Raw genomic sequence first — 14,858 nt, forward strand, 5'->3', positions numbered from 1 at the left:
TGGGAAAAGACTGATCAAGTTACAATAAATTGTCTTTGTTTTGAGCTAACCAGACATGACTCGTAAACGCTTCATTATTGAGATGGGTATGGGCATTGATCAACATGGTCAAGACCCAACGGTAGCTGCGGCTCGTGCTGTTCGTAATGCGATCGCCCATAATGCACTGTTGGGTATCTGGGAAGTGGCTGGTTTGAGTCATCCCAATGAAATGATTGTCGAGGTGCAAGTGGCGGTTCCCTATCCTGAAGCGGTTCGTTCGGAAGAGGTGTTGGCAGTCTTACCCTTTGGCAAAAAAAGCCTAAACCTAGAAACGGGTGGCATGGTTGTCCCTGGTAGAGCGATCGCTGAATTAGTCGACAAAAATGATGAAATGTTGATTGCGGTGGCGGCTGTCACGGTATGGGTTGAAATGGATGAAAAAATTACTTAGCTTAAATTAAATTTAGACAGCATAGATCTTTAAAGGATTTGTAATCAGAATGGATTTATTGTATTGGTGGTTTGATATTTCCTGGCGAGTACTGAGAACCAGTTATTTATTAATGGCTTGGAATTTATTCCTAGCTGTTATTCCTCTCGTTTTAAGTGTTTGGTTATTTCGGATGGCCGAACGCCGTTCAATATTTTGGTGGCTAATTTTTGCTATTTTTGTCGCCTTTTTACCCAACGCGCCCTATATTCTGACAGACATTATTCACTATGTTAAGATTGCTCGTCTGGATGTTCCTGAAAGTGTCGTTATTTTTACCCTAACCCCACAATATTTTCTCTTTTTACTATCGGGACTCCAATGCTATGTTATGTCGCTTTTAAATTTGGGATATTATTTGGAGCGGAGAGATCAAGAACGCTTTATTCTTCCCGTTGAACTCCTCAGTCATCTTCTCTCGGCAATAGGAATTTATTTGGGGCGTTTTTTACGCTTTAACAGTTGGGATTTCATCACCGATCCCGATGGTTTAGCTCAGAGTTTGGCCCAAAGTCTCTCTCATAAGCAGCCGATTCTAGCGACTATCGTAACTTTTTTAATATTAACACCTTTATATTGGCTCACCAAACAAATTAATCTCGGTTTAGTATTACGCTACCAAGCCCATCAAGCTAACCGACGACAAGGCGATCGCTTTCCCTCTCAGGATAAAATAAAGAAATAGGCAATTCTAAAAAGGTATAACGCATGACCACAGAAAACCAGATTCCAAATCTACAGGGTTTAAATTTTATTCCCTACTTAACAGAGGACGGCAACCTTGATGAGACTTGGCAAGGAAAAATTGGCGTTTATGCTATCTTTGATCAGGAAAAAAACTTACAATTAGTTGCCTATTCACGAGATATTTATGCCAGCCTCAAACAGAATCTCGTCAGAAAACCCCAATATTGTTACTGGCTCAAAGTTCAAACCATTGAAAAACCTAACCGCACGATGTTAGAAAATATTCGTCAACAGTGGCTTAACGAAAATGGGAGTTTACTGTCGGGAAATGGGGAGACAGAAAAAGCTTGGACAGATCCTATTGATGCCAAGTTAACGATGACAGAAGACGAAAAAAACACCTATCTGCAAACCGATGAATTAGGGCAAGTGAAATTATTAAAAACGATCGCCCGTCGAGTGGAAGCCGAAATTCTGGAACAACTTAAACAAAGAGGCGTGAATATAGAAATTCGTTTCAATCCCAAGCTTAAAGAAAAAGGCTTACTCGACTTAAAATAATTGAAATAACCAGAATGCAGCAATATTGTCGAGAGATTGGGGCGATCGCCCAACGCATTTTAAGAGAATTAATGAGACGGAAACGGAGCCTGATTTTTTGGGCCGTTTTTCCGATTGCTGTACTCTTATTAAATGGCTTTATTTTTGCTGATCGATCAGGATTACCTCTCAACGAAGCAATGGAGTTTGCTGCCCCTGCCAGTTTAATTGGAGCCGCTCTATTCTTCAGTTGTGTGGGCGGCAGTGTAGCCACGATTGTCTCTGAACGGGAACAAAATACATTAAAAAGATTATTTATTTCGCCATTACGAGGAACTGCTTATTTTTTTGGTATTTTTTTAGCCCATACGGTCATTGCCATCGGTCAAGGTCTTTTGGTCTATAGCGTTGCTGTCAGCTTTGGCGCACAATTTCGAGGTTCTATTGCTTTAGGGATTACCATTATTATTCTCAGTATTGCTGCCTATGTTGGGATTGGCTTTATCTTAGGAACTCAATTAGCTCGTCGTACCGAAGATGTTAATGCTTTAGTGGCTACTTTTGGTGTGCCTTTATTAATTTTAGGAGGAGCTTTTTTCCCAGCTTCTATTTTTCCACCGACCTTGAAAGCGATCGCTGTTTATAATCCCATTTATCACATGACTACCGCTCTGAGTGGTGTTTGGGCAAACGGTTATTCAGCAAAGGATTTATGGCCCCATCTCCAATTTTTAATCATTTTTTCCGTTTTAATGGTGATTGGTGGTTGGTTTTCCTATCGACAGATGTTAGAACGGGAACGACGGTTATAATAATCATTGAATGAATGCTAGAAATGTTAAAATTTGTTAAAATTTCCCGCTCAATCAGCAATGTTATCCCTTGAAAATGTCTCCAAATATTACGGCGATCGCTTAGTTTTAGATCAGCTTAGTTTCAATATTAAAGCAGGCGAGATTTATGGCTTACTTGGCCCCAATGGAGCAGGCAAAACGACTATTATTAATTTAATTAGTTATTTACTGAAACCGGATCAAGGGCAGATTTTGATTGAGGGTAAGCCCGTTTCAGAAATGACAAAACGATGGCTAGGGGTTGCGCCCCAGGAAAATATTCTCTATCGTACTTTAACTTGTCAAGAAAATCTTGATTTCTTCGCTAAAATTTATGGCTTATCTGCCCAGGAACGTCGTCATCGCTTGGAATTTTGTTTGCAAGCAGTTAACTTATTAGACCGAGCGAAAACTCCTGTCGAAAAACTCAGTGGTGGAATGCAACGCCGTTTAAATATGGCGATCGCCCTTGTACATCAACCCAAATTATTAATCCTAGATGAACCGACCACTGGATTGGATATCGAAGCCCGTTATGATCTGTGGCAATTAATTCAAAACCTTAAACAGGAGGGGATGACTATTCTGTTAACCACTCACTTATTAGATGAAGCTGAACGTCTTTGCGATCGCCTGGGTATTTTAAAAGCGGGTAAAATTTTAAGCCAGGGAAGTTTAGCGGAACTGCAACAATTAATTCCAGCCAAAGAAATTCTAACCATTGAAACCACAGCAGAAAAGCAGATCTTAGAGCGGGCCAAAAGCCTGGGTTATCGCCATCGTCGTTATCGAGGAAACTTAGCTTTTTGGTTGCCTGAACCCTTGGAATTACGGGAAGTTTTAGTCGCCTTTGACGGTATTCCCATTGTGGCGATCGCCCGACAGCCAGTTCAATTAGAGCACATTTATCTAGAAATTACCCAGGCTCAAACGCTACCCTAAAAGGCGAACCAATTTTTTAAAACGGGTTATGAAACAATACTTTTTATCTACCTATTTCTCCTCTCTCCTCCCCTTCTCCTCTCTCTTGACAATTACCTTATCTCTTAACCTGCTCAATCCTGTATTAGCTGAAAACGGCACTGATAAAATTACCTTTGACCTATCCATGATTTCCGAAGCGGGATTAATCGGAGATGCCACTAGTTTAAGAGCAATGAACTATGAATTTTGTATTCCAGCCCAGGCTAAGTCCCTAGCAACAGTACAAAAAATTGATCCCAGCCTGATTTATTCCCGCAGTCCTGGTCGGATTGGTTGCCAGAAGGATCAGTATCTCTGCATCGGCAGCACCCATCAACCTCAATGGCGCGAGGTACTTTTACAATTAGCCGCTCTTTCTTTTGTTGAAAAAATTGCTCCTTTTTGGGGCGAGTAATCTGTCATGAATTTAGGTAGTACAGTCACCTATTCCGAAAGCTTGATCATAAGGGGTTTAAAACCCTTATCTATATTTTTCATTGAGTAGCTTAGTGGCAACAATTAGGGTATTCTTTCCTGGGGAATGCGGACAGTTACTGTGGTTCCTTCTCCTATTTGACTCTTAAAATTAAGTTGCCCTCCATGCAAACTTAAACATCGCTGGATAATGACTAAGCCCAGACCAACTCCTGTAATATTGCCCACATTGGAGCCGCGATGAAAGGGTTGAAATAAGTCTTCCCAATCTTCTTCAGGAATGCCAATACCGCGATCGCTAATTTGAAAAATAAGATAGTTTGGTTCTTGAGTAAAATAAAATTCAACAGAATTCTGTTGGGGAGAATATTTAATAGCATTGCTCAGAATATTTTCTAAAGTTTGTCTGAGTAAATAGGGATCAAAGGAGGCGATTAATCTCGTGCTTGGGTGTTGTGTGGATTGCTCTAACTGCCAAGAAAAATGAATGTGGTGATGACCTTTGGTTTCTAGAGATTGTTTCAGATTCTCACAGAAGCCAATAACATCTGTCGGTTCAGGGGTAAATTGAATTTTTTCATTATCAACGGAATTAATCATTAACATATCATCTAAAATCTTGGTCATGTATTGTACCGTTTTGATAATATTGGTAAGATGTTCCTCCTTTTTTTCAGCCGTTAGGCGATCGCTGTATTTTTTTACAAGAGCCGTTGCGGAATAAATGATCGTCAGAGGGGTACGAAATTCATGGGATGCCATGGTAATAAAATGCGATCGCAAATTATTTAATTTCTTCTCCTGCTCCAAGGACACTTGCATTTTGATTTCTACCTGTTTGCGGTTTGTAATATCTTCCACCATGCCAATGCCATAGAGTAGCTCTCCTTTCGTTCCTCGAATGGTAGTTGTCTTTAACTGTCCCCAAAAGTATTCCCCATTTTTCTTGCGATAGCGTTTCTCAATTTGATAACTAGTAATTTCTCCGGCAATCGCCTGAGCAGCCAACGGTGCTTCAAGAGCCAGATCCTCGGGATGAGTAATCTCATTGAAGTTTAATTGCAGTAATTCCTGATGACTATAACCTAGCATTTCACACAAGGTACGATTGACTTGATAAAATCGCTCAATATTCGCTTCTACCATCGCAATACCAATGGGAATTTCTTCAAACAATTGACGAAAGATTTTTTCGCTACGACGGAGATCTTCTTCTGCCTGTTTAATATCTGTAATATCAAAATTAGTCCCAATCATTCGTTGGGGATCTCCCTCGGCATTTCTCTGTACTAAAGCATAGCCTTTTAAATAACGAACTGTCTTATTTGGCCAGATGACTCTAAACTCAACAACCAGTTCTTGATCTCCCGTTAAACTCTTTTGGACAGCTTGATTGATCAAAGGTAAATCTTCCGGATGAACCCGTTTTTCCCAGGTTTTATAGCCTTGAAAGTCGGCGGGAAAAATTCCATAAAGCTCACAGTTGCTCTTGTCCCAAATTAGTTCATTGGTGTCAATATTCCAGTCCCAAATACCAATATGAGAAGATTTAAGAGCCAGTTCCAGGCGATCGGTCAATTTTCGATTTTCTCGTTCTAACTCGTAGCGATAGACTAACCGATTAACACTATGGCATAGAAAAAAGGCAGTAATTTCCTCCTTGATTAAATAATCCATCGCCCCTAATTTCATTGCCTGAATAATTGTCTGCTCATTGCGCTGCTCCATTAAGACAATAACTGGCAATTTTTGAATAAAACTTTCAGGAGCCATCATCTCCAAAAAAAACAAACCATTGCCATCGGGTAAATCCACATTAACCAAGACCACATCAGGCTGTTGTAATCGCCAAATTGCCTGCCCTGCTTCTAGGCTATCTGCCATCAAAAGGTGATACTGGGTGGTTTCATCTGCCTGTAGGTAGTCAGCATAGGTACAACGATCTTGCTTAGAATGATCGATCATTAAAATAGTAACCGTGGACTTTAGAGGCTGATCGGGGATCAGGCTAGACAGACTAGACATAAAGAGTAAGTCAAAAAGGCTTGAAATCGAAATCCATGCCACAAAAATAGTTTAATCTTAATTTAATTAAAACACTTCTAAGGTCTAGAGTTTGGTAAAATGCGAGGGCGGGTTTTTTGAGATTAAACCCCACAACCCCTTTTTGTATGATCAATCATTCCTTTCTGCTCGAAATTGGCACAGAAGAACTACCTGCTGACTTTGTAGCCAGCGCGATCGCCCAATGGCAGCAACGCATTCCCCACAGCCTAGCAGAAAATCTTTTAACTCCTCAAACGATTCAGGTTTACGGTACGCCACGACGATTAGCCGTTGTTATTGAGGGATTACCGTCTCAACAAAGCGATCGCGAAGAACTCCTCAAGGGGCCACCAGTGGCCTCAGCCTTCAAAGAGGGTCAACCTACCCCAGCCGCGATCGGCTTTGCCAAGAAACAGGGTGTTGAGATCTCAGATTTAGAAATTCGGACAACGGAGAAGGGAGATTTTATTTTTGTTCAGAAGCAAATTCCAGGTCTAGCAACCCAAGCACTATTACCAGACTTAGTTTTTAGCTGGCTAACGGGTTTAGAAGGGCGACGTTTTATGCGCTGGGGAGATGGCGATTTTCGCTTTCCGCGTCCCATTCGTTGGTTGGTGGCTCTGTTAGATGATCGGGTTTTACCCTTGAGTCTGAGTAATGGTTCCACCACTGTCAACAGCGATCGCCGCTCTAGAGGCCATCGGATTTTGCACCCAGGGGAAGTTCTAATCAGCCAAGCCCCAAATTATCAGGCAGAATTGCGTCAAGCGGCGGTAATTGTAGATCCCCAGGAACGTCGTCAAAGCATTGAGAAACAAATACAAACTCAGGCGAAATCTTTACAGGGAAAAGCTGAAATCTACGAAGATTTATTAGCTGAAGTGGTCAATTTGGTGGAATATCCAACGGCAGTATTAGGAGAATTTGATGATCAGTTTTTAAACTTGCCGCCAGAAGTGATTACCACCGTGATGGTGACGCATCAACGCTATTTCCCGATCAAAAAAGCAGATGGTAGTTTGTTTGCCAATTTTATTACCATTGCCAACGGCGATCCCCAAAAAGCCCAGGTCATTGCCGAGGGAAATGCGAGGGTGATTCGCGCTCGATTAGCCGATGCTCAATTTTTCTATCGCGGTGATTGTGATCAATCTTTGGATAATTATTTGCCACAATTGGAAACCGTTACGTTCCAAGAAGAGTTGGGAACCATGCGCGATAAGGTGGATCGCATTATGGACATGGCTCAACAAATTGCCGATCAATTACAGGTGACGGAACAACAGCGCAATGACATTGAAAGTACGGCCATGCTTTGTAAAGCCGATCTGGTCACTCAAATGGTCTATGAATTTCCTGAATTACAAGGCGTGATGGGCCAGAAATATGCTCTCGTGAGTGGGGAATCCGCTTCAGTGGCCCAGGGGATTTTTGAACATTATTTACCGCGCAATATTGAAGATCCTTTGCCTCAATCCTTGACGGGTCAGGTGGTCGGACTGAGCGATCGCCTCGATACTTTAATTAGCATTTTCGGTTTAGGTTTGTTGCCCACTGGTTCTTCCGATCCTTTTGCTTTGCGACGGGCGGCCAATGCGGTGATTAATATTACCTGGTTTGCCCATTTGAATATTAATTTGGGGCAATTGTTGGTGCAGGGAAGCAAAGCTTTTCTGACAGCCCATGCTGATAAAAATTCTCCTTTGGAGGATCTGAAAACCTTTTTTATGCAACGGTTACAAACCTTGCTCACCGATGAATTAGGGATTGATTACGATCTGGTTAAAGCAGTATTAGGCGACAATGATCTCGACTATACGAATCGGGCATTACGAGATTTATTGGATGTCCGCGATCGCGCCCAATTTCTGCAACAAATGCGGAATAATGGTCGATTAGCTTCTATCTATGAAACGGTGAATCGTGCTGCTCGTTTAGCCATTAAGGGGAACTTAGATACGGCCATTCTTAACCCCGAATCGGTCATTAATCCCCGTTTATTTGAGAAAAAATCCGAGTCAGCTTTTTATCAGGCTCTCATTCCCCTGTTACCCATTACCCAAACGGCTCAACGCGATCGCCACTATCAAGCCTTAGTGGATGCCCTGGCTGGAATCGCACCCACAGTAGCCGACTTTTTTGATGGAGCCGATAGTGTTTTAGTGATGGATAACAACCCTGAAATTCGTCAAAATCGCTTAAATCTCCTGGGTTTACTTCGCAATCATGCCAGGGTATTGGCCGACTTTGGCGCGATCGTCAAAGAGTAAGGCGATTCATTTAATTATTGACTTCAGCCATCTCAATGACTCGTCCTTCCAAATCCTTGACCAGGAAATTGAGCGGTTTCTCGCGGCGAATCTTATAACGTAAACGTCGAGACTGAACTCTTAACAAAATCTGTTCCAAACAGTCATGGTCAAAGCAGACATGGCGTTGTCGATCTTTGCTGCCAAAACTGGCTCCCCCAATAATATGAAGTTGGGTGTTTTTCTTGAGTTGATACCACAAACCTTCATTTTGACTAAAGCGGGTGGCTGGTGCAGCCGGAGAACTGCTTGCCATATAGAACGAATCCAGCCCTGCTGTACCTAGGGTTTGTTCGTAGTTATAGTAATAGTGCAAAGGAACGTCAGCGACATTCAGTTCTAATAATCCTTCATAGAATTGACGGGCGACTTCTAAATCCGACACCATGACCGTATGAACTTTGGGCGCACTAGTCAGGAACATCCACATGGCCAACGCATAGGCCGCCAATAGCATGACCATGATTCCCTGGGTGGAAAAAACGCTGTCCATCGGTAGGAAGGCTCCAAACAGTGGCCAGGAGATTAGGGTTTCACTTAGTTCATTGATCATTAGTATTGATCGCTCTATCCCAGAGCTTGTCTGTTAAATTTTTTGTTTATTGTAACGGCTTATTAACACTTTGAACACGGCGATGTCGAATGCACACTTCGTGACCGCGGCTATCCGAAGTCTTCAAATCTTTTTTCCTGAACGTTTGTCAATGTTTTTCTTCTAGAAGTAAATGATGGCTTAAGATGAGAATAACGAACAAGACCCAGCAAGTCCTAGACAACTCACTTCAAGGAAGACAACGATTGTAATCTGGTAGATTCTAAGTGCGACCTGCCCCTGACCTATGCTTATTTGTCCTCAATGCCATTCGGAAAACCCTAACCGCAATAACTTTTGTCAGAAATGTGGAAACTCCCTAACCCATCAATCCTGTCCTGATTGCGATACTAGCGTCTTACTGAGCGAGGCAACTTGCCCTAACTGTGGTGCGGTGACGGGAAAAGTTTTATACCTATTGCTCTATCAAAAATTGTCTGATGGGGATGAGTCAATTAAATATCCTGAGCTATATGAAGATTGTGTCGATATTGGCCAACGTTATCGTCTTTTGAAACGTAATGACTTAGAAAAAGAACAGGGAGACTGGCAAGTTATGGGTGATCATACGGCTGATGGTCGATATTTTTTAGCCAAGGTCGTCGATTGTCAACCCTTGCAACCCTCCATTCTGAAAATTCTATTATCCCAACACAATGAGTTTTTAGCCCGTCTGCCAGAACTACAAAGCAGCAATGATGATCCTACCTGGCAAACCTTAGCTCTACCAGAGTTAGCCTTTCCCTACTTTAAGTTAAGAGATCTCTATCCGACGATTCCTGATGTTTATGATGCTTGGTGTGAAGAAAATAATGAGTATGTGCTGCTGGCTGACCGACAATCCTGGCCCCATTTAATTGAACTGTTAGAACAGGAAGCGATCCCTCCCCTGCAACTTATTTTTTGGCTAAACCAAATGGTGATACTGTGGCAATCACTGGCCGATTTGCACTGTCTCCAGAGTCTTTTAATGCCGACCAATATTTACATCGACGAGGATCAGAACCTAGCGATTCAACAATTATTTCCTGATGTCGATCCGCCTCCTTCTCTCTCGCAATTGGGGCAACAGTGGCAGGACTGGTTAACAAAGACCCAAGAACATCCCCTAGAATCCCTCATAGCTGTACTCGAAGAAGTGGGTCAGGGGAAAATTGCGGCGATCGCAGAGTTTAAAAGTCGTCTGGAAGAACTAGGACAGCAATTAAATGCACCAGCAACTCTTGCCGATGAAGTATTTCCAGTATTTGAGACGGAGATGTTAGAGGATGATGGGCCACCGAGTACACCCCAAAGTACTTTACCCGATGCCAATCTAGCCGATGGTGCAGAAATTGATGATGCTTCCACGGCTGTTTTACAGATGCAGTTGATTAGCTTGAGTGATTCGGGCTACACTGATCGTGGCAAACAACGCCCCCACAATGAGGATTACTTTGGCTTGACCACCTTTGTTGAAACGCAACGCAATAATCAGGGCAAAAGTGTACAGGCAAAGGGTATTTATGTCGTCTGTGATGGCATGGGAGGTCACTCGGCGGGAGAAGTCGCCAGTCACATGGCAGTTAATACCTTACAAGCCTTTTTTAATGAGCATTGGCAAGCGCAATTTCCCAGTGCCAATGTTATTGCGGAAGGGATTTTATTAGCCAATGAAGTTATTTACGACACTAACCAAAAAAATGCAAGTTCAGGCAGTGGTCGGATGGGAACTACCCTGGTTATGGCTCTTGTCCAAAATACTAAAGTCGCGATCGCCCATGTGGGAGATAGTCGCATTTATCGTGTCACCCGCAAAGGGGGTCTAGAACAATTAACAGTAGATCATGAAGTGGGCCAACAGGCGATTCAAAATGGCCTTGATCCGAAGATTGCCTATTCTCGACCCGATGCCTATCAATTGACTCAGGCTTTGGGGCCCCATGATAGTCAATATGTTCAACCCGATATTCGTTTTTTAGAGATTGAAGAAGATACATTATTGCTACTCTGTTCCGATGGCATTTCCGACAATGACTTACTAGAAGCTAATTGGGAAAGTAAATTATTACCCTTACTCAGTTCTAGTCAGGATATTGACAGGGGATTGCGAAAACTAATGGAGTTTTCCAATGAGTACAATGGTCATGATAACTTAACTGGAGTATTAATTCGTCTTAAAGTTCGTCCCAAAATTCCGATTGATGTTTGGTGATATCTCTCATCAATATTGCCATTCAGAATAATGCTTGCCATAATTCTTGATAATAGTATTTAAACAATCCCTCCTATGACAAATACTCCAAACCTATTATTAATCGGAGCCGATGGTCAAGTCGGTCAGGAATTGCGTCAAACGCTTGTCAATTTAGGAGAAGTTATTCCCCTCACTCGTCAACAGATAGATTTAAGTCAAGGAGAAATTCTTCGCCAAACGATTCGAGATCTAAAACCCCAGGGTATTATTAATGCGGCTGCCTATACGGCGGTAGATCAAGCCGAAAAGGAACCCGATCTAGCCCAGGCAATTAATGGCATTGCGCCGCAAATTATGGCAGAAATTGCCCAAACATTAGGGGCTTGGCTATTACATATTTCTACGGATTATGTGTTTGATGGCACAAAAAGTACACCCTATTTAGACAGTGATTCTCCCCATCCTCTCAGTGTTTATGGACAAAGTAAATTAGCCGGAGAAATGGGTATTCAAGGGGCAATGGACAATTATCTCATTCTCCGAACCGCTTGGGTTTATGGACTGTATGGCAAAGGCAATTTTGTCAAAACCATGTTACGCCTTGGTCAGAGTCGAGAGGAAATTCGAGTGGTAGCCGATCAGATTGGGAGTCCCACCGCCGCCCTAGATATTGCAACGGCGATCGCGGCTCTCTGTCCCCAGTTAGAAGAAGGTAAAATCAAGGGTATTTATCACTTTACTAATAGCGGTGTGGCTAGTTGGTTTGACTTTGCTGTTGCTATTTTTGAAGAGGCAAAAGCGATTAATATTCCGCTTAAAATTAAACAAGTTATTCCGATTACTACTGCCGACTACCCGACTCCAGCAATCCGTCCGTCTTACTCGGTATTATCAGGACAAAAAGTTAGTCAAACTCTCGGTTATTATCCTCCCTATTGGCGTGATTCTTTGCGGAAAATATTAAAGCTGGGACAAAACCATGAACTATTTTAAAAGACAGAATCTTGTTAGTTTGTGTTAGAATACTTTACTGTTAAACATCACTGGCAAACATCAACTATTTTTATGAACAATTCCAAGGTTTTTCTAGCTGCTTTAAGTGCGATCGCCCTAACTTCTTTCATTCTCTGGGGCACTACTCATCCAGCCTTTTCTCAAGACCAAACACCTGCTGCCTCTGGTCAAGGCAACATGACGAATAAACAAGAGTGCATAAAACAACTTGATCTGAGTCGTCAACAGAAAATGCAGTTAATACAACTGAAGAAATCTTCTGAAGATAAAAAGGCCAAATTTGAACAATTAATCAGGATGCTTTCTCCTGCACAAAAAGATGAATTAAAGCAATGTATTTCTAAACAGTAAGGGATATAGTGAAGAAAACGAGAAAATTAAGCATGATTAATTGTCGTTAAATTGGTTAATGTTGACTAATTTTTCTCAGAAATTCTTCTGTTAATTTCATAAAGGCCTTAGATCCCTGGGTGTTAGGCATGGCAGTGACGACGGGCTGAAAAGTATCTACAGCTTTGGCCACATTGACATCCATCGGAATCGTATTCTCAAAAATTTGTTGGGGATCAAAGTCCGAATTAACCCGTCTCATTACCTGATTATAGTAACGACTTAACAAACCACCACTAGACAGAATAAAAACGACACCAATTAAATTAATATTGAGGGGATCATCTGAGGCTTTATGACTTTCTTTCAGTTTGGCGATGCGTCTTTCCAATAACTGTATGCCGACAATAGAAAGGGGTTCAGGTCGAGCGGGTAGTATATAAAAATTACTAGCGGCAATACCGCTACGGGTTAATAAATTATAGCCTGGAGCGCAATCTAAAATAATAAAGTCATATTCTTCTAAAACAGGATCTAAAATCTTCTTTATTAAAGATCCTTCAAATTTATTCCAAACAGCTTCAAATTCTAAATTTTCCTGTAATTTTGCTTCTTTATGGAGCATTTCAGAAACGAGATATTCATCGTAGAGTTCAATATCTCCTGGTAACAATTCTAAGCCTTCAATATCACAAACACTAGGGCAAATAATATCAAATATTTCTAGTTTACTGTAGGGATTGGGTTGAATAATATTTTCAATTAAATAGCTGAGAGTTTTCCGTTTTTTACGGGTTTGGGCAAAATCATGGGGAGACATGAGACTCAGGGTTGCACTAATTTGGGAATCTAAATCTAGAACTAACACCCGTTTTTGGTGATATTTTGCTAAACAAGTGGCGAGGTTCACGGTCAAAGTTGTTTTTCCAACTCCGCCTTTCATATTAACCGTACTAATAATGCTAACCATCAAAAATGCCTAGGGGGTAATAGAATTTTGGCTAGTTTAGCAGATTTGGTCGGGCTTGACTAGAGAGTGTCTTGCTATACTTCAAACGTTCATAATCTGAGATTTATCAAAGCGTTGAAATCGTAAGGTGAGCAAAGAATCAAGCTCCTCCTTATATTTTACGTTAGCATCTTCAAGACATCCTGAAATTGCTGCAGAAAACTGCGTAAAATCTTCATAATATTTTGCGTATAAACACTTCTTTTTCACAAACTTCCACAGTCTTTCAATTAAATTCAAGTTAGGAGAATAAGGAGGTAAGTACAGTAACTCTATTCCTAATGATTCTGCCAACTCCTGCACAATTCGGCATTTTTGATAACGAGCATTGTCTAATACCAACGTAATCGGTATTAATAGTCCTAATTCTGCTATCTTTTCTAGGAGTTCACAAACCTGAGTTCCCGTAATATAAGAACTGTTCGTTACCATAATTACTTCATGGGTAATTGCATTTAATGCTCCTAACACATTAAAACGTTTTCTCCCTGATGGTGACTTAATAAAAATCCTTTTGAAGCACCATATAAAATTTACAAATGCTCCCATTACAAAATGAGAGGCATCTACAAAGAAAACTGCCCTTTTTCCTGCTTTTGCCTCTTCTAGCCTTGGTTCTAGCTCTTTTTCTCTATAGCTATCCTGAGCTTCTACATCTGCTTTTGATGGAATTGTTCCCACCTTTAGACACCTCATTCCTATTGACTTTAAAAATTTTCTGACTTGCGTTGGACTTCTTTTTATTCCCGTTAATTCTTCTATTCTTTTTACTGCTTCATTTATTGTTGCTGGTGGATTTGACTCAAAATATGCCTCAATTGTCCCTTGATGCTCTGTTAACTCGCTTTTCGGGCGATTAAATTTTATTTCTTTTAGTTTTTCTATCCCGCCCTCTTGATAATCACGGATATAGCTTGTCACCGTATTTACTGAAACTCCTGCGAATTGAGCAATTTTTTGATGAGATAATCCCTGACTTTTTAACCATAAAACTTCCATCTTTAGCTGTACTCTAGGATGCGGGTGATTAAACCGACCGTAAGACAACAGTCTTTTGTCTTCTTCCGTAAATTCTAACTTAATCATTTCTCAGCCTCTTGACTACTTTTTCTATTTTTACTATATTATCTCTTATTTTTAAAATTCGCAACTTGTGACCGTGTTCAGTATATTAACATAAGGTGAAATGTTGCTTAGTAGTCCAATATTTAAAAGTACGGGTAAAATGAACGAGGTTAAGCAATCCTAATTATCAGCAATTCTCAGTTTTAGATACAGCAAGCCTTTTAGGGATTTAAAGAACATTTCAAAGGGGGTTTTTGGGGCTATTCTATGTGTACTACCATGCCTGAAAGCCTGAAGACTCGTAAAATGAACTTGTTAATCCCGTTGAATTTTACCCCGTATTACGCGAACTAAAACCTGAAACCCTTGCTACAGGGCAAATTTAGA

At 41.1% G+C, this 14,858-nt stretch carries 14 protein-coding genes; 10 read left to right on the forward strand and 4 right to left on the reverse strand.

The window, feature by feature from the left end; genetic code table 11:
- The first annotated feature begins 55 nt into the window (after nt 1–55).
- Genes KA717_34900 through KA717_34925 form a run of 6 tightly spaced genes read left to right on the forward strand, consistent with a single transcriptional unit; the run spans nt 56 to nt 3,910 of the window.
- Entirely contained in the window at nt 56–433 is a 378-nt protein-coding gene (locus tag KA717_34900; protein ID UXE60647.1) for a Lin0512 family protein, read from the forward strand.
- 49 nt (nt 434–482) lie between these two features.
- Nucleotides 483–1,157 carry a DUF1361 domain-containing protein gene (locus KA717_34905; protein UXE60648.1) on the forward strand — a complete coding sequence of 225 codons (675 nt, stop codon included), beginning with the start codon at nt 483–485 and terminating at the stop codon, nt 1,155–1,157.
- 23 nt (nt 1,158–1,180) lie between these two features.
- Nucleotides 1,181–1,720 (forward strand): GIY-YIG nuclease family protein, encoded by a 540-nt coding sequence (locus KA717_34910; protein UXE60649.1) that lies wholly within the window; start codon nt 1,181–1,183, stop codon nt 1,718–1,720.
- A gap of 14 nt (nt 1,721–1,734) precedes the next feature.
- Complete coding sequence (locus tag KA717_34915) at nt 1,735–2,511, forward strand: ABC transporter permease (GenBank protein UXE60650.1); 777 nt, start codon at nt 1,735–1,737, stop codon at nt 2,509–2,511.
- A 60-nt stretch (nt 2,512–2,571) separates the two neighbouring features.
- Entirely contained in the window at nt 2,572–3,474 is a 903-nt protein-coding gene (locus tag KA717_34920) for an ABC transporter ATP-binding protein (protein UXE60651.1), read from the forward strand.
- 28 nt (nt 3,475–3,502) lie between these two features.
- Nucleotides 3,503–3,910: a hypothetical protein gene (locus tag KA717_34925; protein ID UXE60652.1), complete on the forward strand. Its 408-nt coding sequence runs from the start codon at nt 3,503–3,505 to the stop codon at nt 3,908–3,910.
- Nucleotides 3,911–4,014: 104 nt separating this feature from the next.
- Here the strand turns inward: KA717_34925 and KA717_34930 are convergent, their stop codons facing one another.
- Nucleotides 4,015–5,895, reverse strand: coding sequence for a PAS domain S-box protein (locus KA717_34930; protein UXE60653.1), 1,881 nt, complete (start codon nt 5,893–5,895; stop codon nt 4,015–4,017).
- A 206-nt stretch (nt 5,896–6,101) separates the two neighbouring features.
- Here KA717_34930 and glyS point away from each other — a divergent pair, with 206 nt between their 5' ends.
- A complete protein-coding gene (glyS, locus tag KA717_34935; protein UXE60654.1) occupies nt 6,102–8,246 on the forward strand; it encodes a glycine--tRNA ligase subunit beta in 2,145 nt (714 codons plus the stop codon).
- 10 nt (nt 8,247–8,256) lie between these two features.
- On the opposite strand, the gene KA717_34940 is transcribed toward glyS, so the two are convergent.
- On the reverse strand, nt 8,257–8,838 hold the full coding sequence (locus KA717_34940) for a glyoxalase-like domain protein (GenBank protein UXE60655.1): 582 nt from the start codon (nt 8,836–8,838) through the stop codon (nt 8,257–8,259).
- Between the two features lie 286 nt (nt 8,839–9,124).
- Here KA717_34940 and KA717_34945 point away from each other — a divergent pair, with 286 nt between their 5' ends.
- The 3 genes from KA717_34945 (at nt 9,125) to KA717_34955 (ending at nt 12,418) form a co-directional block, all read left to right on the forward strand.
- Nucleotides 9,125–11,071 (forward strand): serine/threonine phosphatase, encoded by a 1,947-nt coding sequence (locus KA717_34945; protein UXE60656.1) that lies wholly within the window; start codon nt 9,125–9,127, stop codon nt 11,069–11,071.
- A gap of 75 nt (nt 11,072–11,146) precedes the next feature.
- Entirely contained in the window at nt 11,147–12,046 is a 900-nt protein-coding gene (gene rfbD / locus KA717_34950; GenBank protein ID UXE60657.1) for a dTDP-4-dehydrorhamnose reductase, read from the forward strand.
- Between the two features lie 21 nt (nt 12,047–12,067).
- Nucleotides 12,068–12,418 (forward strand): hypothetical protein, encoded by a 351-nt coding sequence (locus KA717_34955; protein UXE60658.1) that lies wholly within the window; start codon nt 12,068–12,070, stop codon nt 12,416–12,418.
- Between the two features lie 55 nt (nt 12,419–12,473).
- On the opposite strand, the gene KA717_34960 is transcribed toward KA717_34955, so the two are convergent.
- Nucleotides 12,474–13,367 carry a ParA family protein gene (locus tag KA717_34960; GenBank protein ID UXE60659.1) on the reverse strand — a complete coding sequence of 298 codons (894 nt, stop codon included), beginning with the start codon at nt 13,365–13,367 and terminating at the stop codon, nt 12,474–12,476.
- A gap of 81 nt (nt 13,368–13,448) precedes the next feature.
- Nucleotides 13,449–14,492 (reverse strand): IS630 family transposase, encoded by a 1,044-nt coding sequence (locus KA717_34965; protein UXE60660.1) that lies wholly within the window; start codon nt 14,490–14,492, stop codon nt 13,449–13,451.
- Nucleotides 14,493–14,858 lie beyond the last annotated feature (366 nt).

The sequence above is a fragment of the Woronichinia naegeliana WA131 genome (assembly GCA_025370055.1).
In the GTDB taxonomy this organism is placed as follows: Bacteria; Cyanobacteriota; Cyanobacteriia; order Cyanobacteriales; family Microcystaceae; genus Woronichinia; species Woronichinia naegeliana.